Origin of the sequence: Cobetia marina, from assembly GCF_001720485.1 — a bacterium.
GTDB classification, from domain to species: domain Bacteria; phylum Pseudomonadota; class Gammaproteobacteria; order Pseudomonadales; family Halomonadaceae; genus Cobetia; species Cobetia marina.
The window spans coordinates 1,914,978-1,939,866 of the sequence record NZ_CP017114.1 but is presented as its reverse complement, the minus strand read 5'-3'; the positions used below and the strand labels follow the sequence as shown (position 1 = coordinate 1,939,866).

At 62.1% G+C, this 24,889-nt stretch carries 22 protein-coding genes; 7 read left to right on the top strand and 15 right to left on the bottom strand.

Translation table 11 applies throughout. The features are described from left to right. The first annotated feature begins 41 nt into the window (after positions 1-41). The gene (locus BFX80_RS08245) at positions 42-824 is read left to right on the top strand and encodes a cation transporter (RefSeq protein ID WP_084208543.1); all 783 of its coding nucleotides are present in this window, start codon (positions 42-44) and stop codon (positions 822-824) included. A 139-nt stretch (positions 825-963) separates the two neighbouring features. Here BFX80_RS08245 and maiA read toward each other — a convergent pair whose 3' ends face one another. The 3 genes from maiA to hmgA all read right to left on the bottom strand — a co-directional run bounded on the left by maiA (position 964) and on the right by hmgA (position 4,168). Next, the gene (gene maiA / locus BFX80_RS08240; RefSeq protein ID WP_084208542.1) at positions 964-1,614 is read right to left on the bottom strand and encodes a maleylacetoacetate isomerase; all 651 of its coding nucleotides are present in this window, start codon (positions 1,612-1,614) and stop codon (positions 964-966) included. A gap of 145 nt (positions 1,615-1,759) precedes the next feature. Beyond that, positions 1,760-2,779, bottom strand: a complete 1,020-nt coding sequence (locus BFX80_RS08235) for a fumarylacetoacetate hydrolase family protein (RefSeq protein ID WP_084208541.1) — start codon at positions 2,777-2,779, stop codon at positions 1,760-1,762. A 75-nt stretch (positions 2,780-2,854) separates the two neighbouring features. Further along, positions 2,855-4,168: a homogentisate 1,2-dioxygenase gene (hmgA, locus tag BFX80_RS08230; RefSeq protein ID WP_084208540.1), complete on the bottom strand. Its 1,314-nt coding sequence runs from the start codon at positions 4,166-4,168 to the stop codon at positions 2,855-2,857. 247 nt (positions 4,169-4,415) lie between these two features. Between hmgA and BFX80_RS08225 the strand changes: the two genes are divergently transcribed. The 5 genes from BFX80_RS08225 to BFX80_RS08205 all read left to right on the top strand — a co-directional run bounded on the left by BFX80_RS08225 (position 4,416) and on the right by BFX80_RS08205 (position 8,727). After that, complete coding sequence (locus BFX80_RS08225; RefSeq protein ID WP_084208539.1) at positions 4,416-4,934, top strand: MarR family winged helix-turn-helix transcriptional regulator; 519 nt, start codon at positions 4,416-4,418, stop codon at positions 4,932-4,934. 117 nt (positions 4,935-5,051) lie between these two features. After that, positions 5,052-5,219, top strand: coding sequence for a DUF2256 domain-containing protein (locus BFX80_RS08220; RefSeq protein WP_077375858.1), 168 nt, complete (start codon positions 5,052-5,054; stop codon positions 5,217-5,219). Then, positions 5,206-6,774: a DASH family cryptochrome gene (locus tag BFX80_RS08215; RefSeq protein ID WP_167593000.1), complete on the top strand. Its 1,569-nt coding sequence runs from the start codon at positions 5,206-5,208 to the stop codon at positions 6,772-6,774. Before BFX80_RS08220 ends, BFX80_RS08215 begins: the two co-directional genes overlap by 14 nt. Positions 6,775-6,887: 113 nt before the next feature. Continuing rightward, complete coding sequence (locus tag BFX80_RS08210) at positions 6,888-8,159, top strand: ATP-binding protein (protein ID WP_084208537.1); 1,272 nt, start codon at positions 6,888-6,890, stop codon at positions 8,157-8,159. Between the two features lie 31 nt (positions 8,160-8,190). Continuing rightward, positions 8,191-8,727 carry a response regulator transcription factor gene (locus tag BFX80_RS08205; RefSeq protein WP_371861073.1) on the top strand — a complete coding sequence of 179 codons (537 nt, stop codon included), beginning with the start codon at positions 8,191-8,193 and terminating at the stop codon, positions 8,725-8,727. Here BFX80_RS08205 and BFX80_RS08200 read toward each other — a convergent pair. From BFX80_RS08200 to BFX80_RS08165, 8 genes are all read right to left on the bottom strand, one after another. Beyond that, positions 8,724-9,512 carry an enoyl-CoA hydratase-related protein gene (locus BFX80_RS08200; protein ID WP_240499717.1) on the bottom strand — a complete coding sequence of 263 codons (789 nt, stop codon included), beginning with the start codon at positions 9,510-9,512 and terminating at the stop codon, positions 8,724-8,726. The two genes, BFX80_RS08205 and BFX80_RS08200, sit on opposite strands and share 4 nt — an antisense overlap. A gap of 315 nt (positions 9,513-9,827) precedes the next feature. Then, a complete protein-coding gene (locus BFX80_RS08195) occupies positions 9,828-10,601 on the bottom strand; it encodes a 3-hydroxybutyrate dehydrogenase (RefSeq protein WP_077375843.1) in 774 nt (257 codons plus the stop codon). Between the two features lie 245 nt (positions 10,602-10,846). After that, positions 10,847-11,113 (bottom strand): ATP-binding protein, encoded by a 267-nt coding sequence (locus BFX80_RS08190; protein ID WP_167592999.1) that lies wholly within the window; start codon positions 11,111-11,113, stop codon positions 10,847-10,849. Then, on the bottom strand, positions 11,110-12,273 hold the full coding sequence (locus BFX80_RS08185) for a histidine kinase dimerization/phospho-acceptor domain-containing protein (RefSeq protein WP_084208534.1): 1,164 nt from the start codon (positions 12,271-12,273) through the stop codon (positions 11,110-11,112). The genes BFX80_RS08190 and BFX80_RS08185 overlap by 4 nt, the downstream gene beginning before the upstream one ends. After that, complete coding sequence (locus BFX80_RS08180) at positions 12,270-12,932, bottom strand: response regulator (RefSeq protein WP_077375836.1); 663 nt, start codon at positions 12,930-12,932, stop codon at positions 12,270-12,272. Before BFX80_RS08180 ends, BFX80_RS08185 begins: the two co-directional genes overlap by 4 nt. Positions 12,933-13,029: 97 nt before the next feature. Further along, positions 13,030-13,914 (bottom strand): hypothetical protein, encoded by an 885-nt coding sequence (locus BFX80_RS08175; protein WP_084208533.1) that lies wholly within the window; start codon positions 13,912-13,914, stop codon positions 13,030-13,032. Positions 13,915-14,077: 163 nt separating this feature from the next. Then, positions 14,078-14,806: an LrgB family protein gene (locus BFX80_RS08170; protein ID WP_084208532.1), complete on the bottom strand. Its 729-nt coding sequence runs from the start codon at positions 14,804-14,806 to the stop codon at positions 14,078-14,080. Continuing rightward, on the bottom strand, positions 14,803-15,297 hold the full coding sequence (locus BFX80_RS08165) for a CidA/LrgA family protein (RefSeq protein ID WP_084208531.1): 495 nt from the start codon (positions 15,295-15,297) through the stop codon (positions 14,803-14,805). Before BFX80_RS08165 ends, BFX80_RS08170 begins: the two co-directional genes overlap by 4 nt. 255 nt (positions 15,298-15,552) lie before the next feature. Here BFX80_RS08165 and BFX80_RS08160 point away from each other — a divergent pair, with 255 nt between their 5' ends. Then, positions 15,553-18,729, top strand: a complete 3,177-nt coding sequence (locus tag BFX80_RS08160) for an EAL domain-containing protein (protein WP_167592998.1) — start codon at positions 15,553-15,555, stop codon at positions 18,727-18,729. Between the two features lie 188 nt (positions 18,730-18,917). Here the strand turns inward: BFX80_RS08160 and BFX80_RS08155 are convergent, their stop codons facing one another. Genes BFX80_RS08155 through BFX80_RS08135 form a run of 4 tightly spaced genes read right to left on the bottom strand, consistent with a single transcriptional unit; the run spans position 18,918 to position 24,790 of the window. Continuing rightward, the gene (locus tag BFX80_RS08155; RefSeq protein ID WP_157109459.1) at positions 18,918-21,029 is read right to left on the bottom strand and encodes an HlyD family efflux transporter periplasmic adaptor subunit; all 2,112 of its coding nucleotides are present in this window, start codon (positions 21,027-21,029) and stop codon (positions 18,918-18,920) included. Then, a complete protein-coding gene (locus BFX80_RS08145) occupies positions 21,023-22,399 on the bottom strand; it encodes an efflux RND transporter periplasmic adaptor subunit (protein ID WP_084208527.1) in 1,377 nt (458 codons plus the stop codon). Before BFX80_RS08145 ends, BFX80_RS08155 begins: the two co-directional genes overlap by 7 nt. After that, positions 22,396-23,202: an efflux RND transporter periplasmic adaptor subunit gene (locus BFX80_RS08140; RefSeq protein WP_167592997.1), complete on the bottom strand. Its 807-nt coding sequence runs from the start codon at positions 23,200-23,202 to the stop codon at positions 22,396-22,398. Before BFX80_RS08140 ends, BFX80_RS08145 begins: the two co-directional genes overlap by 4 nt. A 37-nt stretch (positions 23,203-23,239) precedes the next feature. After that, entirely contained in the window at positions 23,240-24,790 is a 1,551-nt protein-coding gene (locus tag BFX80_RS08135) for a TolC family protein (RefSeq protein WP_164850302.1), read from the bottom strand. Positions 24,791-24,889: the final 99 nt, after the last annotated feature.

The following is a 24,889-nucleotide window of genomic DNA, read 5'->3' as shown; positions in this document are numbered from 1 at the left end:
ACCCCCATGCTGTCAGCAACACGACAGGAGGCCAAGACCCCATGAAAAGCTGTTGCGAAAGCAAATCCGGCGAACTGGCAGAGCTCAGAGCCTCTCAGGGCAAGGTGTTGAAGATTCTGCTGGCACTGAATGCCAGCATGTTCTTCGTTGAATTCACCGCGGCCTGGTGGCTGGGTTCCACCGCGCTGCTGGGGGATTCCCTCGACATGTTCGGCGATGCCAGCGTTTACGCCCTGACCCTCTACGTCCTGCACCGCAGTGTGCGTGAACGCGCAATGAGCGCGCTGATCAAGGGCATCGTGATGCTGGTGCTGGGCCTGATCGTCCTTGGCGAAGCAGGCTATCAAGCCCTCAATGGAGTGGCACCGGCCGCCCACGGGATGGGCGCCTTCGCCCTGCTGGCGCTGGCCGTGAATCTCATCTGCTTCGGCCTGCTGTGGCGCTTCAAGTCGGATGATCTCAACATGCGCTCCACCTGGCTGTGTTCACGCAATGACATCATCGCCAATGTCTCAGTGTTCGGCGCTGCGATACTGGTGGGCTGGACGGGCTCCCGCTGGCCGGACGTGCTGCTGGGCGCTGCGATCGCCGCACTCTTCCTGCAATCCGCCTGGCAGGTGATTCGCGATGCGCGAGTTGAGCTGCGCGAGGCGAAACAGGCCACAGACGCGCAGGCATCAGATGAGCAGGCAGCCAGCGATCAGGCATCGTCCTGCGCCACCCGCAGCTGTTGTGCACCGCCCACGGCTGCCACCGTGGTCGAACAGTCCCCCGCCAGCGGCTGCTGTTCCGGCAAGGGCGGTGGTGGAAACACCTCTATCTGACACGACTCAGGTGGCATTCCCGCCGCTCTGCCCAGCCACTGACATGCCGTCGAATGCCATCATCCGCGTGCAGTCCGCCTGAAACGACAGCGCCCCGTCGAGCTCGACGGGGCGCTTTAGTGTCTGGATATCGCCAGGATCAGGGGGCCGGACAATCTGGTTGACGCTCAGGATGCGCCTGCTGGAAAGCGTCCAGTGACTGGCAGGCCGCCTCGATGGCCAGAATCCTCGGGTAATCCTCGAGTTCACACTCGAAGCGGCGCGCATTGTAGAGCTGGGGCATCAGGCAGGCATCTGCCATGCCCGGGCTATCGCCATGGCAGAAGCGCCCTGCACTTTCCGCCAGCAACACTTCCAGGCGTGTGAAACCCTCGGCAACCCAGTGTCGATACCACTCAAGGCGCTGCGCCTGGGTGACCTCAAGGCAATCTGTCAGATAATTGAGCACGCGCGGATTGTTGAGCGGATGCATCTCGCAGGCCATGAACTGGCACAGTGAGCGCACCTTCGCACGCGCCTCCGGCGTTGAGGGCAGCAGCGCCGGGGTGGGCCAGCGCTCCTCCAGATATTCCATGATCGCGAGCGACTGGGTCAGGGCCGCAGATGTTTCCGTATCTCCCACCATCAGGGTCGGTACCAGACCCTGGGGATTGATGGCCAGATACTCCTCGCTGCGCTGTTCGCCCTTGAGCAGGTTGACCGGCACCTGAGCGACCTCAATCCCCTTGAGCGCCAGCGCGATTCTTACTCGATAGCTGGTAGATGAACGGTAATAGCCATACAGGCTCATTGAACTCATGCTGCACTCCCCTGTGACGCGGTTGGAAGCCGGCCGCTCCTTCGCACTGCCTCGCACCCAGTTGGCTTAAGGCTTACCGGCACACGACGTCTTCCCGAGACGTGTCTCTGAGAAGTTCTACCTGATGAGGCCGCCTTCAGGCGTCCAACGGCGTCACCTGCTGATCAATGGCGCCGAAGATGCTCTGGCCATCGCGATCGAACATCTCGATGCGGATACGATCACCGAAACGCATGAAGGGCGTGCGAATCTCATCGAACAGGATCTTCTCGACCATGCGCACCTCCGCCAGACAGCTGTAGCCCACGCCCCCTTCGCTGATCGGCTTGCCGGGCCCGCCATCCTTGCCGGGATTGGATACGGTGCCGGAACCGATGATCGCACCGGCCCCCAGGGGGCGAGTCTTGGCGGCATGTGCCACCAGCTGCGGGAAACTGAAGATCATGTCTGGCCCGGACTCTGGCTCACCGAACGTCTCACCATTGAGATGCACGCTCAGCGGCAGATGCACGCGCCCCTGCTGCCAGGCATCCCCCAGCTCATCCGGCGTCACGGCGATGGGCGAGAAGCTAGACGACGGCTTGGCCTGAAAGAAGCCGAAGCCCTTGGCCAGCTCACCGGGGATCAACCCACGCAGACTGACGTCATTGACCAGCATCACAAGGCGGATGTGGCTCTCGGCCTGCTCCGGACTGACCTGCATCGGCACATCGTCGGTAATGACGGCGATCTCGCCTTCGAAATCGATGCCATGCTCCTCACTGACACACACGATATCGGCGTTGGGGGCCAGGAAGCTGTCGCTGCCGCCCTGATACATCAGCGGGTCGTGCCAGAAGGTCTCGGGCATCTCGGCGCCGCGTGCCTGACGCACCAGCTGGACATGATTCAGATACGCCGAGCCGTCTGCCCATTGATAAGCGCGTGGCAGCGGCGAATGCAGAGTCTTCATGTCCAGATCGAACGCATCAGCCAAGGTGCCATCATTGAGCGCTGCGTAACGCTTCTCGAGCGCTGGCGCCAGCGAGGCCCATTCCTCCAGCAGCGCCTGCAAGGTGGTGGCGACATCCGCGACCTTCACGGCGCGGGTCAGATCATGGGAGACCAGCAGCAGTGTTCCATCGCGGGAACCATCCTGGTGAGTGGCGAATTTCATGACTGCCTCCTTGAGAAGCTTGAGGGATGAAAGAACGTGGGTAGACCAGAGCGGGATGACAGGCACATGCCAATCTCAGCGCTTTCGGGGAGTGAAATGAGACGCCAACCCCTGCCAGACCGAGCCGTAGTCGCGCTGACGAGCGCTCGACGACAGGGCCTGTGGGGTGGGCTGGAACAGATAGCGACTCTCGAACATGAAGGCGAGCGTATTGCCCTGATAGCGGGGGGCGAGTTCCGCCTGAGTGGCGGCCTCGAAGGTGGCAGCGTCAGGGCCATGCGGGGTCATGGCGTTATGCAGACTCGCGCCTCCCGGAAGGAAGCCTTCGCGCTTGGCGTCATATTCACCATGGATCAGTCCCATCAGCTCGCTCATCAGATTGCGATGGAAATATGGGGGGCGGAAGGTGTTCTCGGCGACCATCCAGCGCGGCGGGAAGATCACGAAGTCGAGATTGGCGACCCCGGCAGTGTCCGAGGGTGATGTCAGCACGGTGAAGATCGAGGGGTCCGGATGATCGAAGCTGACCGTGTTGAGGGTATTGAAGGTCGCCAGATCATATTTGTAGGGCGCGTAGTTGCCATGCCAGGCCACGACATCCAGTGGTGAGTGATCCAGACTCGCGCACCAGAAACGCCCGCCGAACTTGGCCACCAGCGTGAAATCACCGGCTTCGTCCTCGAAACGCGCCGAAGGTGCGAGGAAATCACGCGGGTTGGCCAGCCCATTGCTGCCGATGGGCCCCAGAGAGGGCAACTCGAGAGGCGCGCCATAGTTCTCGGCCACATAGCCTCGACAGCCCTCCGCGTGCCCCGCCAGCGGATTGAGCTGGAACTTGATACCACGCGGAATCACCACGATCTCGCCGCTGGCGACTTCCAGCAGGCCCAGCTCGCTGCGCACCTCGATGGCACCCTGTTGCGGCACGATCAGCAATTCGCCGTCGGCATTGTAGAAAAAGCGCTGCTGCATGCCGCGAGAGAAGGCATAGAGGTGCGTGGCACAGCCCTGCTGCGCCTGGGCGTCCCCATTGACCGCCAGCGTGATCAGGCCGTCCAGAAAGTCCCCTGTCGAGCATGTGATGGGGTCCCAGCGCATCGGATTGGGATCCGGCATTCTCTCGGCCAACGGTGCAGTGGCGACCTGCGGCATCTCCATGGGCTGGTAGGCGCCCTGCACGACCGAGGGCCGAATGCGGTAAAGCCAGCTGCGCAGATTGTGACTGCGCGGTGCCGTGAAGGCCGAGCCGCTCAACTGCTCCGCATACAGGCCATAGGGGCAACGCTGGGGAGAGTTCTGGCCCTGCGGCAAGGCGCCAGGCAACGCCTCGGTGGAGACATGATTACGAAAACCGGCGTGATAATGGCACTCAGCGTTGCGCTCGCGCATGACGATTCATCTCCTTGTGGGCTCGCGGCTCCTGAAGATCTGGGGCATCCACGGCACGACATACCGCCAACGCCCTAACTGGTTACATCTGAAACCATATAGACAGACCCACACCCTGACAATCGCCGAATTGCTAGACTTTTGTCTTGCTCGCTCTCGAAGGTGGTAACATCGGTAACCTGATTCACCTGAAACGTTTCAATGCGACTCAGTATGCCAACCCTCTCACCGAGTCAGGTAACTTTCGATGCAACGCACTGATGACACTCCCGAAGCTCGCGATGCCCTTGACGGGGAACCCCCACAGGACACACCCCGCTGCGAGCTGGATCTTGACCAGTTCCTGCCCTATCGCCTCAACCGTCTGGCAGAGCGAACCAGTGAGGCGCTGTTCGTCCGTTATGGTGAGCGCTTCGCCATCAATGTCGCCGAGTGGCGTCTGCTGGCCTGGCTGAGCCGTGGCTCGCCATTGACGGCCCGGGAAATCAGTCAACGGACTCATATGGACAAGGTGCGCGTCTCTCGGGCCGTCAAGTCACTGGAAGCCCGTGAACTGATCCTGCGCCGGCCGAGCGAGCAGGATCAGCGTGCGCAGTTGCTCGCCCTCACCGCCGAGGGTGAGGCCATGCTCGCCGAACTGATCCCCGAGGCCCAGCGCTTCGAGGATGAGTTGCTGAGCGCCGTCAATGCACGCCAATACCGGGATCTGCTGCTCACCATGCAGACCCTGGAGCGTCAATTGGATCAGCTGCCAGGCAACGACTGAGACTCGCGGGAGGCAGCAGGTGCGCCACCTTGTGCCCCATGAGATTCTCGACAGGACACTCGCACTTCGTACAAGTATGGTATAAATAACGTACTGGTTTTATGGAGTCGTCCCCGCATGCATCGCAAACCGCACCTGCCAAGCAAGTTGTGTCAGACCTGTCAGCGCCCCTTCACATGGCGCAAGAAGTGGCAGGACTGCTGGGAAGACGTACGTCACTGCAGTCAACGCTGTCGACGCAATGCGCGTCAGGCAGCCCGGGAGACACACCATGACCAGCACTGATACCTGGCTTGTCTGGCTGGACGATGACCTGCGTCTCGATGACAACTCCCTGTGGCAGGCCGCGCTCGAGGAACACCCGGCGCATCTGCTGGTGGTATACATCCTGCCGGAGACGACCTTCCAGCCCATTGGCAGTGTCAGCCCTGATGCTGCCAGGCTGCAGCCACTCAGCGTTGCACGTCAGCGCTTCCTGCTGGAGAGCCTCGAATCCCTGCAGGCAGGGCTTCAGACCCTGGGCAGTGATCTGCTGATCCTCCAGGGTGACGCTGCGCATCTGATACCCGAACTCGCCAGGCAGCATGCGTGCCGAGGCGTCATCGCGCGACGCGCCACAGGTCTGGTGGAGCGACGCCAGCAGCAGGCAGTGGCCGCCAGCTGTCGCCTGCGGCAGGTCAATAGCGGCTTGCTCCTGGACGAGGACGACTTGCCCTTCACGCTCAATGAGCTCCCTGAAACCTTCAGCGCCTTTCGTCGCAAGCTGGAAAAGGCCTATCCGGATATCCAGGCCATGCCCGCTCCGATGGAGGCGCCTTGCGCACTGCCGAGCTGGCCGGCACAGGCGCCGCGTGGCATGCAGGGCAGCGCCAGACGACTCCATGCAGCCAGGGACTGGCAGAGCGACCCGCGGGGAGAGCATGCCTTCCTTGGGGGTGAGCCCGCAGCGCTGCAGAGACTCGAGCATTATCTGAGTCCTGAACATGCCGGTCAGTACAAGACCACCCGCAATCGCCTCAGCGGGGCAGATTTCTCGACCCGTTTCTCTGCCTGGCTGGCGCTGGGGTGCCTCTCACCACGACGCATACTCGACAGGTTGCACACTTTCCAGAAGACACTGCCTGAGCTCTGCGAGACCCCACAGGCAGCGTTCAAGGACAGCGACTGGATTCGCGTCGAGCTCTTGTGGCGGGAGTACTTTCATTGGGATACCCGCCAGCTGGGGAGACAGGTCTTTCTGGCAGGCAGGCCCGGTACAGACTCGCTGCGGCACGAGGCGTGCGCTGCGATACCGGATGCGCTTGCACGCTGGCAGGCCGGAATGACCGGCGTGCCCTGGGTGGATGCCGGCATGCGCGAGCTGGCCGCCACCGGCTGGCTGAGCAACCGCATGCGCCAGAACGTGGCGAGCTATCTGATCAAGGATCTTGGCGTGGACTGGCGGCTGGGTGCCGCCTGGTTCGAACATCAGCTGCTGGATCATGATGTCGCGTCCAACTGGGGCAACTGGCGCTACCTGGCAGGCGTGGGACGCGATCCACGTGCGGACCGTCATTTCAACATGATGAAGCAGGCTCGCCAGCACGACCCGCTCGGCCATCACGTCACCCGCTGGATACCCGAACTGGAAACGCTGCCGGCCGGCATGCAACGCCATGCTCCCTGGATTGCCTGGTCATTTCGCGTGACGCCCGGGGCGTCGGGAGGCATCAACGGGACGACGCAGTCCGGCTACCCGCGCCAGCCCTTGCACCTTGTCGATGCCTGGCAGCCCCATCTCAGCGACGTCACACCGACACGTGTGAAGCCATGGCTGAGTGGTTCCTTCGAACGGGGCTGAGAGGAGACTGTCAGCGGACACAAGCCGTCGGGCCACTGACGCTAACTGGCCGTCAGGACTGCACTTTACCGGCCTTATTCACTATCATGGCCGCATTCCTTGCAGGAGTCGTCATGAATCAGCCGCTACCGCCGCCACTGTCCACACCGCACCGCAATCTCATTCGTCTGACCATCGCGCGCGGCATCACCTGGACAGGCTTCCTGATCCTGATCATCTTCGGGATCGAGATCATCGGCTTTCAGCTCAATGTCCTCCCCGTCATCTCGATCATCATCGCGATGGGCCTGGTCAATGTCGCCAGCTGGTGGCGTCTGGGTCAGACGCATCCGGTCACTGACACCGAGAACCTGCTGCATCTGCTGGTGGATATCGCCGGTCTGACGATGCTGTTCTTCAATACCGGCGGCTCCACCAACCCCTTCGTGCCCTACTATCTGGTACCGGTGACCATGGCGGCCGCCACCCTCCCCTGGCGCTATGCCTGGATCATCGCGGCCGTCGGCATGGGCTGCTACAGCTTCCTGATGGTGTTCTACGAACCCGTACCGCAGCTGGCCACCTACGAACTCGGCGGGCGCATCAGTCTGCACGTCATCGGCATGTGGCTGAATTTCGGCCTGTCGGCATCGCTGGTGACCTATTTCATCTTCAAGATGGCTCATGCCCTGCGCACGCGAGACCAGGCGTTGTCCACCACACGAGAAGCGGCTCTGCGCAGCGAACAGGTGCTGGCAGTCGCCAGCCAGGCCGCCGGCACCGCGCACGAACTGGGCACCCCGCTCTCGACCATGGCGGTACTGTTGAGCGAGATGCGCGAGGATGCCAAGGACAAGAACGACCCGCAGCTGGAGGAGGATCTCGCACTGCTGCGCAGCCAGGTCGACACCTGCAAGCAGCGCCTACAAGCGATGGTGGCCGCGGCCGACCGTCGTCGCATGGAGCAGCCCCAGGCGCTCAACGCCGCGCGCTGGCTGGAGGAAATCGTGCAGCGCTGGCTGGTGGTACGCCCGGATGTGCAACATAGCGTCGAAGTGGATGCCTCCGCCCGCAAGGCTCAGATCCTGGTCGATACCACGCTTGAGCAGGCGCTGATGAACCTGCTCAACAATGCCGCGGATGCCTGCCCCGATGACATCGAGATCACCCTGGAACGGCGGGATGACGAGGTCACCATCGACATTCGTGACCATGGTGCAGGCGTTCCCATGGCGGTCGCGGACCAGCTCGGTGAGACCTTCATCTCCACCAAATCCAAGGGGATGGGCATCGGCCTGTTCCTGACCCACGCCACCATCAATCGTTTCGGTGGTGGCGTCAGCCTGTACAACCACGAAGACGGCGGCACCTTGACGGAAGTGCGCCTCCCTCTTTATCTGAACTGATGGCGGCAAAGACCGCCCAAGTGAGCCCCTGATGAGCGAAGAAACCCGACTGCTGATCATCGACGATGACGAATTCTTCTGCCAGGTGACGGCACGTGCCATGACACGCCGCGGCTATGCCGTGGAGGTTGCCCGGGACGAAGCACAGGCGCTGAGTATCGCGCGCAGCCATCGCCCCGAGCTGATCACGCTGGATCTGAAGCTCGAACAGAGCTCCGGCCTCAAACTGTTGCCCGAGCTGATCGCCTTGTTGCCGGAAGCACGCATCGTGGTGCTGACGGGCTACTCCAGCATTGCCACGGCAGTGGAAGCCATCAAGCTGGGTGCCGTGAACTACCTGTGCAAGCCCGCCGATGCCGACGAGATACTTCACGCCTTCAAGCGCGAGGGAGGTGATCCGGAAGCCGAGATCTCCGACAACCCGCCCTCGGTCAATCGCCTGACCTGGGAGCACATCCAGAAGGTGCTCAACGAGCACGACGGCAACATCTCTTCCACGGCTCGCGCCCTAGGGATGCACCGCCGCACGCTGCAGCGCAAACTGCAGAAGCGACCGGTGAAGCGCTAGCGCTTCATTCGGGCCAGCAGGGCCGCCACGGCAGCATGATGCTCCGGGTCCTGATGGCATTGGCCCTGAAAACTGGCACACAGATCCAGGAAGTCGTCCAACCGCATCTCGGGGGCACGACGCATCAGCCGCTTGGTCAGCCGTGTCGCCTGACGCGGCTGACTCGCCATCTGACGTGCCATCTCCAGGGCGCGTGCCATCAGGTCCTTCTCTCTACAGACTTCCAGCACGATCCCCAGTGTCAGCGCTTCCTGCGCCGAGACGATACGCCCGCTGAAGGTCAGCTCACAGGCACGCTGATAGCCGATCAGACGCTGCAGCAGCCAGGCGCCCCCATCGCCGGGGATCAACCCCAGCGACAGGAACGTCTCGCCGAAACGTGCCTGTTCACTGGCCAGGCGAATGTCACACATGTTGGCGAGATCAAAGCCGGCCCCGATGGCCGGACCATTGACCGCCGCGATCACGGGCACCTCGATGCCCAGCACCGCAGGTGTCATTCGCTGGATACCGCGGCGATAGCGCGCCGCGACCTCGGCGGCATCTCCTGCAAAATCCCCCTTTCGCTGCGCCATGTCCTGCACATTGCCTCCGGCAGAGAAGGCGCTGCCCTCGCCGGTGATCACCAGGGCACCCACGCTGTCACAGCCATTGACCCATTCGGCCACTGCCAGCAGATCCTCCACCAGCGCAGTCCCCGTCAGAGCATTGCGCACGTCGTGACGGGCGAAGGTCATGACGGCGACACCGTGCTCGAGACTGAGGTGACTGTCGACAAGGGTCACGGGTGCAGCCGCTGACCTCTGCCGGGCGCAGCAGGCGTCAGTGGAATCGCGTGGGGATGAGGTGGCGTCGTGAGTAGCGTCGTGAGCAGCGGCGTGAGTCGTGTCATGTGGCGAAGCGGTCATGGCGGATTCCTGGCGTCATCGATGGCCGTCACGAGCGAGGGTCCTCAAGGGGCCTGTCGACTCGCGCATACGAGAAGACCCTTGTCCTCCGTGCAGCCTCATGCGGCGGGAGAGACAAGGGCCTGTCGGTCTTGCCGGTGGTTCACGCAGCGGGCAGGCGGACTGCCGACCCCACGCGAGGTGTCACGCGACTTACTGTGCCGTCCAGCCGAGATCCATGTTGAAACTGGAGCCCGTCACCGAGCCTGCCTTGTCGGAGGCCAGCCACACCGCCATGTCAGCGACTTCAGCGGGGTCGATCATGCGCTTGATGGCGGCCCCCTTGAGCATGATCTTCTCGATCACCTCATCCTCGGGCATGTCATTGAGCCTGGCCTGCTCGGCGATCTGCTTGTCGACCAGCGGAGTGCGCACATACGCCGGGCAGATGGCATTGGCCGTGATACCACTCTCGCCGCCTTCCAGTGCCGCCGTCCTGGTCAGCCCCATCAGACCATGCTTGGCGCTGACATAGGCCGCCTTGCCGGGCGAGGCGACATGCGCGTGAATGGAGGCCATGTTGACGATGCGGCCATATCCATTCTTCTCCATGTGCGGCCAGGCCGCCTGAATCAGCGTGAAAGGTGCCGTCAGCATCAGCGCGATGATCTGATCCCACTTGGCCTGCGGGAACTCCTTGATGCGCTCGACGTGCTGGATACCGGCATTGTTGACCAGGATATCCAGGCGACCGAAGCGTGACACCGCTTCCTCGACAGCGGCCCGACATTGCTCGCCATCCGTCAGGTCTGCCTTGAAGAATGCAGCGCCTGCCTTATCGGCGACCTCTGCCCCATCGTCACTGAAATCCACGGCAAGGACCTGATGACCGGCCTGGCACATCGCTTCCATGATGGCGGCGCCGATACCACTGGCAGTCCCCGTGACAAGGGCGACGCGGGTCGGGGCTGACTGTTGTTCACTCATGAAGGTCTCCTTCGGGCTGATGTCATGCCGCAGGAATGCCCAGCCCCAGACAGGGACCGGGTGGCATCGGATGCTGCTCTGCAACATATAGTGAAGATAGCGCTAATAAAGCCACCTTCGCCACCCGACCATCGCCTTGTTGGCCTGCCGGCGACAGCATGCATGGCGTTGAACCGCCTGAAGCCTGCATGCCAGAGCCGTGATGCAACTTGCGCAACCGCCAGGGCGCAGCATGCAACGCGGGCTCAGCCGAAGTGCAATCGAGCTGACAGACCAGGCGACGTCGCACTCCCCAGCGGGCTGTCATCCAGGGTCAGTTCCGCTCCCAGACGTTCGGCCAGTTCATCGACGATCGAAAGGCCCAGCCCTGACCCCGAGGTGTTCTGCCCCGCCAGACGCACGAAGCGCTCCCGAACCCGCTGACGCTCACGGGCCGGGATGCCGGGTCCGGTATCCATCACTTCCAGAATCAGACCATCGCCGAGAGAGGTCTCGCGGCGCCGAATGCTCAAACGCACTTCCCCCCCTTGGGCGTATAGCGCAGCGCGTTGTCGAGAAGATTGCGCAGCAGCACATAGAGGCCGTTCTCGTGGCTGATCAACTGCGCGTCGGGCGTGACGTCGACGGACATCCCGACGCCACGCTGGCGTGCCATGGGGCCGAGATCCCGCGCAAGTTCATGCGCCAGATGCCCGAGATCGACGTGACTGCGCGGCACCTCGGCACCACTCTCCAGCCGCGACAGCGTCAGCAGTTGCTCCACGACACGCGTCATGCGATTGACACCATCGACGATCATGCGCGCCGAACGCCGCGAGTTCTCATCGGTGGCATCCGCCTCGACATTCTGGGCATGCACCTTGATGCCGGCCAGGGGCGTTCTCAACTCGTGAGCCGCATTGGCAGTGAAGCGACGTTCCTTGTCGAGCGTGTCGGCCAAGCGTCTCAGCAAGCCGTTGAGCGCATCCACCATCCCGCGAATCTCGTCCGGCGCCTCACTGGCATCAAGTGGCTCTAGATAGCCGGGCTGACGGGCGGTGATCTGTCGGCTGATACGCAGCACGGGACGGAATCCCCGAGAGACGGCGACACCGATCAGCAAGGCGATCACCAGCAACCCGACCACCAGCGCCAGCACGTTGTGCAGTGCGATCTGCCCCGTCAATTCATCTCGTACGTCTTCCCGCTGAGCGGCCGTGACCCAGATGCCGCTGTCAGGGAAATACAGCGTGAAGGTGAACCAGTCGTGATGATCGGTATGCTGCTTGGCATAACCGGGCAACGGCAGATAGTCGAGCATGACCGAGGGGGTGGACAGCCCCAGCAAGGGCTGACCGAGTGCATCCCACATCTGGAAGACCAGCTTGTCTTCATAGACATGACCGAGGGGCGACTTCTCGTGCCCATCCGCGAAGCTCAGGGATGGCGGTCGCAGACTGAACTGCCCCGAGGTCATCTCCTGAAGTCTTTGCTGACGCGCCACCGGCGACAGCGAGGCCAGCTCGGATTGATAGAGGCGGCCCAGCATGCGGGCATTCTGGGCCAGCTGTGCATCGAACAGCTCATCGATCTGCTCACGGGCATCGAAGTAGCTCCAGGTGGCAGCTGCCCCCAGCACGATGATCACCCCCCCGATGAGGCTGCGCCGCAGAAAACTGCGTATCGACTTCACGCGGACTCCCCCAGTCGATAGCCGACCCCGCGTACGGTCTTCACCACGCCGGCCCCGAATTTGCGGCGAAGATGATGCACATGCACCTCGATGACATTGCTTTCCACATCCCCATCCCAACCGTATAGCTGCTCGACGAGCTGGTCCCGACTGAAGACACGACTGGGATGGAGGAGAAGAAACTCCAGCAGATCGAATTCGCGCCGCCCCAGCGTCACCTCGGCGCCGGCCAGGGTGACGGAACGACCGGCCTGATCAATGCTCAGGGCCCCCAGTTGCAGGCATCCGTTGGCCTGACCCGCATGACGCCTGACCAGCGCGCGCAATCGGGCCACCAGCTCGGCAATGTCAAAGGGCTTGACCAGATAATCATCCGCCCCGTTGTCCAGGCCACGCACTCGGTCACTGATATCATCTCGTGCCGTCAGAATCAGCACCGGCAGAGTGTGGCCCCGACGGCGCAGCGCGGTCAGCACCTCGAGACCGTCCATGTCCGGCAAGCCAAGATCCAGCACCAGGACATCAAAGGAGGAATGCTTGAGAGTGGCCACGACATCGCCCCCCACCCGCAACCATTCACTGCTCATGCCTTCACGACTCAAGGCATGACCGATACCTTCACCCAACAGTGGATCATCTTCCACGAGCAGCACGCGCATGGGGTCTCCTGATGACAAGCGATACGTGAGAGGGAACAGGGGATATCCCATGCCCCACTGATGACAGATGACGAGAGCGGGATGGCAGCATCATCGACTAGGCGCGATTCCCGGCTCTCTCCGCCCATGGCCTTTGCAAGCCCCATCCCCTGCCCCGTCGTCTTGCGCCGAGGACAGCGCGGCGCTCCTGGCGGCGAAACACGATGCGTTGAAGCGCTTCGCGAATGGCCTCCAGGCCCGAGTCCAGCATGCGTTCCGGTTGGCCGAGAATGCGGCGCAATGCCCAGCCACCTCGAAGTCTCATGCGAGCCAACGCCCCCGGTGCTCGCAACAGGCAAAGCGGATACACCATCTGCTCGACCTGACGCTCGATGCTGATGGGGTGGCATCCTTGATGCCGCGCCAGTTGCATCAGTAGCGGGGACTCTTCCCCGGTGATCAGAGGGGGAACGTGAAGCCTGACATGCTGGTGGGCACAGGCGGAGACCGGGGCGAACAAGTGGCCATCCGGCTGCAGTATGAACTCGACCAATTCCTCCCGCCCCGCCGTGACAAGAGAGGCCGAGAGACATTCCAGTACCCGCTGGCGCACGCCAGGCTGCCAGCCAGAGCCATGCAGAACATGCATGGCACGCCCGGCCTCCAGCTGCCACTCACCATCACCCGGCAAGCTCACCAGGGTGTGAGGACGCGACGCGGGCGTGATACTGAGCAGCTGCTCACACAGCGACTCGCCGGTGACGTCCGAGACGGCGAGGGTCAGACAGCGATGCCGTTGCCCCAGAGGAGTCGGCAGCAGCTGGCACAGAAGCGCGAGATCATCTCCCGGGCGCTCCACCAGTGTCAGCGTGGCGCCATGGCCCGCCAGCTGCCAGCATATCTCCCGGCAACTCGAGGCCATGGGCGCTTCGACGAGCAAGCGATGACCGGCCAGCCGAGAACTTTCGACAGAACCACCACGGGAGCGAAACGGACGGTACATGGCAACATCCTTGGTCGGGGCATCGTCGATTCGACCATGCCAGGCTGAATGACCTACACGATGCCGACCAACGCTTAACGAAAGATTAAGCAGCGACTCTTTCCTTGCCCTCTGACGGAAGACTTGATGTCACTTGCCGGCGCCAGACGCCGATGCCCAAGGCTTACAACCCGAACAGATGGACCAGCGGCGGCAGAATGAAGGCCGTCAGGAGTCCCGTCAGACCCATGGACATGCCCGCGAAGGCACCGGCCAGGGTGCTGAGTGAAGAGAAGCAGTAAGCCGTGCCGATCCCATGGGCAGACAGGCCCATGGTAAAGCCCTTGACGGTATCATCACGCGCACCTGACAGCCGCAGCATCAGCGGTCCGATCACACAGCCAAGCGTCCCGGTCAACAACACCAGTCCTGCCGTGAGTGAGGGAATGCCGCCGAGCTTTTCCGCGATCCCCATGGCGATCGGCGAGGTCACCGACTTGGGTGCCAGGCTCAGCGCCACCGGTGTATGCGCCCCCAGGACCAGTGCCAGACCGAGCGTGGTGGTCACTGCAGTGGTGATACCGACGCAACAGGCCGTCAGCAGAGGCCAGAGCATCTGCTTGACGCGGTCAAGATGATCGAACAGCGGCACCGCCAGTGCCACCGTCGCCGGCCCCAACAGGAAGTGAATGAACTGGGCGCCTTCGAAATAGGTCGCGTAGTCGGTATCCGTCAGCCAGAGAAAGCCGATGATCAAGGCAATCGACACCAGCACCGGATGGGCAAGAGACGCGCCACGAGCCAGGCGGTTGATCACGGTCGCCAGCAGAAAGGCCGCCAGCGTCAGCAACAGGTGCAGCAGCGGAGAGGCACTGAGATAGACCCAGAGAGCATCCAGAGGGGCGAGATTCACTGTTCCCCTCCCTTGCCGGCCACCGGGCCTTGCAAAGATGAACGACGATCTATCAGCCGCTGCAACAGCCAGGCTGTCACGAACTGCGTCACGGCGATGGACACCACCAGGGTCACCGCGATGGCGAGCAGGTCCTGAGCGATGAGGTCCAGATGCACCATGACCCCGACGCCTGCCGGGACGAACAACAGCGAGAGATGTGCCAGCAGGCCATTGCTGGCAAGCCTGAGACTGCCGGGCACTCGTTCACGCAACATGGCGCGGAGCAGCTGACGTTGACCGGCATCGTTGTCCGAGATGCGTACGGCGTCACCTTCCCTGTCCGGCGACGGTATCAATCGCTTGCGCAGACGGCCACGCACCATCAGCGCCAGCAGCAGGATCAGCATGCCCAGTACCGGTCCAGGCACCGGCAATACGAGGGCACGTCCCAGCACCTCGCCCACGAACTGACATGTCAGCAGAATGCAGAACCCCTTGATCAACTCCATCTCCGGCCAGTCTCCCCCATCAAGGCACTCATCTGACGTGCGGTAAAAGGCCGAATTGTGCCATAGATGCCCAATCACGGCACGGTGATACCGGGCCGTACCCGCCATGGGCTCGACGTGAGCTGCATGGCGCAGCCCTGGATGCACGTCGAAAGCCCGGCAGTGGCGGCAACGCTGGCTTATGGTAGTGTTCTGACTCGACTGAACCGCTACCTTCTCCGGCAAGGACACGCCTACGCGATGCCAGAATCCTTGATGCTTGATACTTCCATCACTTCGGAATGGGTCGAGACACTTCGACGCGAAGAGGACCATCAGGCCCGCATGCTGCTGGAGCTGGCAGCAGATCTCGCCGGGACTCCCCTCGCCTTGATCAGCTTGCGCAACGCACGTCATCTCAAGCGTTGGGTAAGCCTGGACGACAGCATTCCCGATACCCTTCCGCTGCACGATAGCCTGTGTGGTCTGGCCGTCATCAAGGGAAGGCCTCTGGTGACGCGCGATGCCTATCAGCATGCTGAATTGCGCGATACCTGTTCGGTGAAGGGGGATGGCATACGCTTCTATATCGGACTGCCACTGCATGATGCCACTGGCGCTGTGGTCGGATGCATGAGCATGTTCGACACCTCTCCACGCCAGTCGCTGCCCGACGATGACACCCTGGCGCGGCTTGATCAGCTCGCTGGAATGATCAGCGAGGCGCTGAAGCGCCTCATGCAGAGTGCCCAGCTCAGTGCAGCCTTGCGCGACAGCTATACCCGCGCCAACTGGATACTGCGCAGCATTTCCGATGGCATCATCGAATGGCAGCTAGGCAATGAACGCCTGACGATATCGCCACGCCTGGAAATGCAGCTGGGCTACAGCGCCGGAACCCTGGACAGCCGACTCGAGGCGCTGCATGAAAGAGTCGCCCCCGAGATGCGCGAAGAGTTCCAGGCGCTTCTCGCGATACAGCGCCTGCAGGAAACCCCGTTCAGCATCGAACTGCGCATCCGCACCCGCCAGGGAGACTACCGCTGGTTCAAGTTGCGTGCGCAGTTCCAGGTGCGTGATGACGCGCCCTATCGTTTCATCGGCTCTCTGCTCGACATCCATCAGCAGCACATGGCCGCCGTGGCACAGGCCGACAAGCTATGTCGCTACGAACGTCAGCAGGCCGTGCTGATACGACTCGGCAACGCCCACCATGCCGAGGGCGCTGGGCTCGAAGACCTGATGCCATGGATCTGCCAGCAGGTGGCGGATGCCCTGCAGGTACGCAAGGTCAGTTTCTGGAAGATGAATCCCGAGGGAACCCGGCTGTCACTGAGTCATGTACACGACGGTGAACTGCCTGCCCCGCACGATGCGACCTCTCGGGCGCACCCCCGAGAGCTGTGTGACAGCCAGCTGGGAGAGTATTTCACCGCCCTGAAATCCGAGCGCATCCTGGCGATCAGCGATACCCAGCAGGCCAGCAGTGGGCTGTTGTTCAATGGCTATTTCAGCACGGACCTCCAGGCAATTCTCGATAGCCCCGTGCGCATCTCCGGCAAGATTCGCGGGGTGATCTGTTGCACGGAGTGTGGCGGTCCACGCGAATGGGCGGAGGATGAGCTCGCCTTCCTGAGCTCGGCCTGTGATCACGTCTCACAGCTTGCCACCGAGCTTGAGCGTCACGCGACCCAGGAGCGACTGCGTGCCAGCGAGCGTCGCTATCGCGCCACCTTCGAGCACTCCGCCGTCGGGATGGCGCACATGTCCAAGGCGGGCCAGTTGTTGAGGGTCAACCAGCGACTCGAGGACATCCTCGGCTACCCGAGCACCACGCTCGAGGGCTGCTATATCCGCGAACTGATCGAGCCGGAAGACCTGGCATCGCTGCAACGACGCCACCTTGCCTTGATCGAGGGCGGTATCAGTCACTTCACCCAACGCTGCCGCTTCCTTCATGCACGGGGCAACACGGTGCATGCCGACGTCAGCGTCTCCTCCGTCGATACCACCCCGGTGCAGGACGGCTATACGCTGGTCGCTCTGGTCGACAAGACCCATAGTCACACCATGTCCCAGCGACTGATCCATGAAGCCAACCATGACAGCCTGACAGGACTTCTGAACCGCGCCGCCTTCCGTCGCAGATTGACGCAGTTCTGTGACGTCGTGCGCGAGGACCACTCGCAACATTGCCTCGCCTATATCGATCTTGATCAATTCAAGGTCGTCAATGATACCTGCGGACATTCCGCGGGCGATGCCCTGTTGATCCAGCTGGTTGACGTCATCGGCAATGATCTGCGCCCACAGGATCTTCTGGCCCGTCTCGGGGGCGACGAATTCGGTCTGTTGATGCCCGGCATGACACTGGACGAAGCGGAACCGCTGCTGGAGCGACTGCGCCAGAGCGTGGCCAATTTCCGATTCATGTGGGACGACAAGCTGTTCAGCGTCAGCGCCAGTATCGGCCTGGTCAGCATCAGCAACGGCCAGAGTGATCCGCATCATCTGCTCAGCGCTGCCGATGCCGCCTGTTATGAAGCGAAGGACGCTGGGCGCAACCGCGTGCATCGTCATAGCGTGAGCGGAGACGAAGTCACTCAGCGGATGGAGGAAATGCACTGGGTCGCCGAAATCACCGCCGCGGTGGAAGCGCAACGTCTCGTGCTCTATCATCAGCCCATCGCCAGCACACGCACCAGGCCGGGCACCCCTGATGAGCAGCACTATGAGGTGCTGGTGCGCATGCTGGGGCGTGACGGCAGCATCATCGCCCCCGGGGCCTTCCTGCCCGCGGCAGAGCGTTATGGGCTGGCTGCCACCATCGATGAATACGTCATCCGGCATTATCTGGCCTGGCTGCAGTCGCAACCTGCCCACCTGGCCAGCCTGACACGGGTGTCGCTCAACCTCTCGGGTCACTCCATCAGCAGTCCCAATTTCCGCGACATGCTGGTCAGCCTGGTACGTGACAGCGGGATTCCCGGCCACAAGCTGTGTTTCGAGATTACGGAAAGCGTGGCCATCACTCGCCTGGGCGATGCTCGCACCTTCTTCGATACTCTGGGAGAGCTGGGGTGCTACTTCGCACTGGATGATTTTGGCAGCGGCGTATCGTCCTTCGGGTATCTCAAGAGCCTGCCGGTGAATTATCTCAAGATCGATGGTGCCTTCATTCGTGACATGGACACCAATCGTGTCTCCTACGCCATCGCGCGCGCCATCGCCGAGGTGGCCCGCGAAATGGGCATGCAGACCATCGCGGAATTCGTTGGCAGCCAGGAGGTACTGGCATGCGTGACGTCCATCGGGGTCGACCACGTCCAGGGCTATGCCATCGGCAAGCCTTCACCGCTGGTGGCAGAGAACTCGACGCAGGCTCACAAGGCTTGCGTGATGACGTCGCAAGGCATCGCCAACAACCGCCCGGGGACGCAGCTCACGTCTTGAGCGACGATACCGATCACGCTGTGGTCCTTTCGATAGCATGTGGCAGCCCTCGGCACAGCCCCTCGACACGGCCCCTCTCGCATAAAGGCAGAGTCCGGACGCGCCTCTGAAACGAGACACGCACTGACAGCGATGCCGTCAGTGCGTGTCTCGTTGAAGCCGACCCCAGGGCGTCAGCCCCTCCTGCCTCAGAAGCCTGATTCGCGGCGCCAGACCCCCACCACCTCACGCCAGGTCCGACTCAACAGACTGCGGGCCTGAGTCTTGACCTTGACGACACCGCGGCGTCCGGGAATCGACTGGGCAAGTGCCTTCGCGGCATCCACCGGCGCCAGTGTCACTCGATACAGACTGCGAACCAGCTCCAGCTGACCTTCCTTTCCCTCACGTACCTTCAACTCCCCACCGTAGGGCACCGCCATCTCGGGCTGCTCCAGAATCGCGGCCGACTGGGGGTCCACGCCGACGACACGCATCTCGATCGGCGCCCCCACTGGCGCGAGGGGGTAGAACCAGGCGCTGGCATCCGGTGCAATGCGCAACACCTCCTCTTCCTCTACCCAGGCCGTGAGCGTCACCTTTTCAGGGTTGCGCAACGTCATCACCCATTCCCCCTCTCCAACCCAGCCGCCCTCCCTCAAGGCGGGATTGAGCGAATGGACCTTGCCGGTGAATGAGGCCACCAGCTGCCCTGTCGCCTGCTCGGCCTCCAGAGCACTGACACGCTGGCGCTGAACGTCAAGATCGGCCTGGATGACCGGACTCTCCTGCAACAACCTGCGATCCAGCCCGCTGGCAGAGCGACGCCAGTCGAGCTGTTGCACGCGACGCCTGGCAGTGGCAAGCCGTTGGGCGACTTCCGGCGCACTGACCACCGCCAGAGACTCACCGACGGTCACATCATCTCCCTGAGCGACCTCCAGGCTGATTCGACCACCAAAGGGCGCTTCGAGGCGTGTCGAGGGCTGCTCCAGCCAGCCCGGGAGACCCAATTCACCTTGCCACGGCCACACCAGCAGTCCGCCGAGCGCCATCAAGATCACACAGGTCCTCAACAACGCCAGATTGGCACGTGGCTTGCGACCTTCACTGAACCAGCGCCTAATTTCATTCACGATTGGCCGCATGATGAAGTACCAGATCTCGACGGCGAACAATACGATGCCGAGAAGCTTGAAGAAGAAGTGATAGACCGCCAACGCGATCCCGAGAAACAGCAGCAGGCGATATACCCAGACTCCCATGGCAAAGCCGACCAACGCACGTTGCGGACGTTCCGGAGGCACTTCCTTGAACCCGAACAGCCACTCACGCAGCTGCCAACGTGCCAGCGCCTGTGAGCGGGGTTCAAGATTGGGCTGACGCCAGGCATCGGAGAGCAGGTAATAGCCATCAAATCGCATCAGGGGATTGAAGTTGACCAGTGCCGACATGATCCAGGTCGTCGTCGCCAGCCAGAAACACAGAGTGCGCACCATCCCCTCGGGCAACAGATGCCAGCTGAGCAGGGCCAGCACCGCGATGGATAGCTCTACCGCCACGCCCGCGACGTCCACCTTGACGCGATCCTTGGCATCGGTGAGGCGCCAGGCATCGCTGGTGTCGGTATACAGCACCGGCCAGCCGACGATGAAGGCCACCCCGATGGTGGGAACGCGCACTCCCTTGGCCTTGGCCACGAAGGCATGCCCCAGTTCATGCAACACCTTGACGAAGACCAATGCCGCCCCGAGCGTCAGCCATCCTCCGACAGCGCCCAGCGCGGAGAAGCTCGCGATGAACGTATCCAGCTGCCGAATCGTCAACCACACGCCGAGAAGCCACAGCACGCATAGACTCCAGAAGAAGCCCTTGCTGCCCAGCCAACGTACCTTGTTGACGTGGCGACTCAACCAGCGATCAGGATTTGCCAGCGGGATGCGCACGAACAGGTAGTGATGCATCAACCACTTGAGGCCCTTGGGGCGAGATTCGAGACGCCGTTGGTATCGCTCCTGCTGTCCTGGATCGCCCCGCACCAGATCGTGCTGCCGCAGAAAGTCCGACAGGGCACGCAGCTGCTCTCCGGGAACGTCACGCCCCAGACTCTCGCTGGCCTGCTTCGCGGCGACCGATTCCCGGCCGCCGCGTATGAACGGCAACAATTCGATGGCCGCTTCTCCCAACCGGTAGAAGCGCTGTGCTACCGGGTCATGCAGCAACCAGCGACGCTTTCCATCCCGATCCTGCTCGACGGGATGAAGCTTGAGGTCCTCACGCAATACCGCCAGGGGGGAGTCTGAGAGATCATGATCTACCACCCGATCCAGCTACGCAGCGTGGCCCAGGGGCGACGGAAGAGGTAATAGCCAAGCGTGACCTGCTCGCCTTCCACCTTGGCTGTCCCGCGCCAACCGACGCGTGGCAGGTTCTCGGCATCGTTCAACAGGGCACGCGCGCGGTAGGCAAGCTCACCGTCCGGTGCGAGCTCTGCGCGATAATTGACATGCGTCAGACTGGCATCGCGGACCTGGGAGGGGTCGACATTGAGGAACAAGGACACCTTCGCGCCTTCCGGCAGCGGGATGTTGTCGGCACTCGGCAGCCAGATTTCCACCTCAGCCCCGCGAGTGTCGGCGACTTCCAGCAGACGCTCGCCCAACTGGACAGGCCGCCCTGCCCAATCGCTGGCATCCCCGATGATCGCCACACCGGCTCGAGGCGCCTCTACACGGACTCGCGTCAATTGCTGCTCAAGAAAGTCGACATCGGCACGCGTCTGCTCCACTCGTGCCAGCAACAGTGGCACTTCCGCGCTGGCATCCCGATCAGTGAAGGCGCGCTGACGGGCACGGGCATATTCCGCCTGCGCCACGGCCAGTGCCTGCCGGGCTTCCGCAAGCCGTCCCTTGAGTTCGGCGTCGTCCAGCCTGGCCAGCAACTGGCCCTTCTCCACCGGATCATTGGGCGCCACGGCCAATTCCTTCAGCACGCCATCCAGCGGTGAACGAATGAGGCTGCTGACCTGAGGAACGATCTCGGCCTGCCCCAGTACCGACAGTCGCACCGGAATCAACATCAGCAAACCCAGCATCACCACGATGGCTCCCGTCAGCAGGCGCTTGCCCACCGGAGAGCGCTTGCGCCCGGCATGACGCGCAAGCACATGCTCAGCCCCCTGCACCCAGTGGGTCAGCAGTCGCTGCTCCGCCTCGTTCCACGGCTTTTCCCGCAACAGCAACAAACCGCCCTCGAGCCGGCCTCGCCAGACCATGGGAATCCAGACACCTTCGCGCGGCCAGTATTCACTCCAGTCGGCCCCCAATGCAGCATCCCGCTCGGCGAGACGCTCGGGCGTCAGCAGCATCAGCTGATCCGGCGAGGAAGCAGAGGCGTCATCGACGCGTCTGGAGACATCACGCCGATCAAGCTCGAACGTCTTGAGGACTCGCCTCACCCAATGCAGATAGGGGCTCTGCTGCTCGACATCCGTCGCGCCTGAGTGAGCGGAAAGCTTGCCATTGGCAACCAGCAATATCTGGCGCGCCGGAAACAGATAACCGGTGTCGTTGACCAGCACATACTCGGCCTCCTTGCGCCCCTTGGCGCTCATCAGACGCTTTTGCAGCGTGATGAGGCCGGCCAGGCGATCCGTGGTGACACTGCCTGGCATCTCGACCCGCCGATTCATCGTGATGCCTCTCCGCTCTCTTCGGCATCAAGGCCTGATGGATTCAGAGAGGGAAAGCGCACCTCACCACTCATGCCGGGCTTGATACCCACCCCCGGCTTGGCATCCGGCCTCGCGATCACCTTGAGGGTCTGGCTGACAGGGTCGATGCTGTCCACGACCCGGACGATCTTGCCGGAGAGCTCGGCGCCCGTCGCATCTGCGGTGAACGTCATGGGCGTGTCGCTTCCTACCTGCCCCAGCCACATCGCAGGTATCACGGCTTCGATCTCCAGCTCGTCGGAGCTGACCAGTTCCAGCATCGGCTCTCCATTGGAGACGAATTGATAGGGGTTGACGACGCGCGAGATGACTTCGGCATCAAAGGGTGCAGTGATGGTGCAGTCGCTCAGGTAGACATCAGAGAGCTTGACGGAAGAACTCGCCTCATTGACTGCCGCTCGTGAGAGATCGACATCCAGCTGGCTGACATTGTCATAACGCGCCAACTGCTTGTTGACCTTGTACTGTGAGCTGGCCCCCGACAGGCGCGCACTCGCAACCGCTCGCTCGGCCTTCAGGGAGCGGCAATCAAAACGCACCAGGACCTCGCCCTGCTTCACTTCTTCCCCAACGCGTCGATTGACCTCCAGCAAGCGCCCCGACAGCGGCGCTGCCAGCATGGTGGAGTTGACGGCACTGACCTGCCCGCGAACGGTCGGTTGCTCCGCGGCGTGAGCCTGACCCATCAGGCTCGTCCCCGCGAGCAGCAGAGATCCACTGAAGATCTGCAGGTAACGGGTAACTTGGTGTCCAACGGTCATCATCAGCATCCCTGTTGAAACAAGATGGGAGGCTAGTTCAGAGACTGGCCTGACCGTCCTGTGCATTGGTTGTCTCGGACTGGACTTCCAGCCAGAGGGCCGGATCCTGCAACGGCAGACTGCCACCAGACCATTGCTGGAAGGAGGCATCCAGATTGCTGGCCAGGGTATCCACGTCATAACGCTGATAATCCTCGGGCACCGGATTGAAGCCCAGACTGAACAGGAAACCTCCATAGGCATCCTGCGCATCGGCATAGGCCAATGAATTGCTCAACACCGAGTTCAATGCCTTGGCCTGGTTTAGCAGGGATTGCGTCCCCGAGATCGCACGGCTTGCCCGCGCCTGCTTGCTGAAGTCCGCGATCTGCTCATCCAGTGCCTGGAATCGCTGGGCGATACTGAGACTTTCCAGCGAATTATGGTATTGCTGCCAGCCAAGATTGACGCGGGCCAACGTCGCCATGTTGCTGGCCAGACGACGAGCCTCCACCATCTGATCACGCGCCTCGTTCTGAGCCTTGATCTCATCGATGGCAAACAGACGGAAGATATTCCAGCTGATCCTCACCCCTGCCTGTGCCCAGGTATCGTTGTACAGATAGCTGTTGCTGTCGTAATTGGCGCTGTAGGAGAACTCCAGCCCCGGCAACAGTCGCACCATGCTCTTGCGCGCTTCACGTTGCGCGATACGGGCATTGTAGAGCTGGCCGACGTATTCCCCACTGTTGGCCAGCGCGACACGCTCCAGCACATCCAGGTCATTGGAAGGCAACGGAGGAAGTGCCGGCAACTGGCTCGGCGCCTGCAAGGGGATCTCGACATTGGGGGCCTGATTGATCAGGCTGGCCAGTTCGATCTGCGAAGTCTCGACGGAACGCTGCAAGCTCTTGAGATTGCGCATGATGGAGAGCAGCTGGCGCTGCTCCTGCAGGACATCCAACGGCGCCCGGAGTCGTTCGCGCTGGATCTGATCCAGCTGGGCGAGCGCCTTTTCGGTGTCTATCAGCAAGGCATCGATGCGCGGCTTCAACTTCTGCGTCACCGCGGCCTTCCAATAGGCGCTGCGCGTCTGCTGAAGCAGCTTGGCCATGATGTCACGCCGGGCATTCTTGACGATCAGGAAGCGGTCCGCCTCCTGCTTGGCCTTCAGGTAGCTGACACCGAAATCCAGCACGTTCCAGGAAAGACGTAGATCGGCATCGGTACGGTCCTTGTCGACAGAGGTCGACTGGGCAAGGCTCTGCACGCCGGTACGCACGTTCTCGCTCGAGGAGGCATCTTCATTGTTGCGGCTGGTGAAACCGGCATTTGCCGCCAATACCGGGAGCATGTCCATCTTGGCCAGATTGAAGCTCTGCTCGGCCAACGCCTGTTCCATCAGCTTGACGCGATTGTCGAGGTTGTACTTCAGCGCGCGCGCCATCGCGTGATTGAGATCAAGTGGCTCGGTGATGGCCGGTGTCATCTGCTCGAAGAGCATCTCATCACTCTGGATGGCGGTCGCGATATCCTGACGATCCAGAGGCTCAGGCTGTACGGTGCCGCAGGCTGACAGCGCCAAGCCTGCCGCGCTGATGGCAACCATCGTCGCCAGAGTCTTGAGACGACCCTGTCCGCGTGGTTCAGGCAGTGCTCGGGTGGATCCAGCTGTGTTGTATCCCGTCATGATATCGCCTTGTTCCCT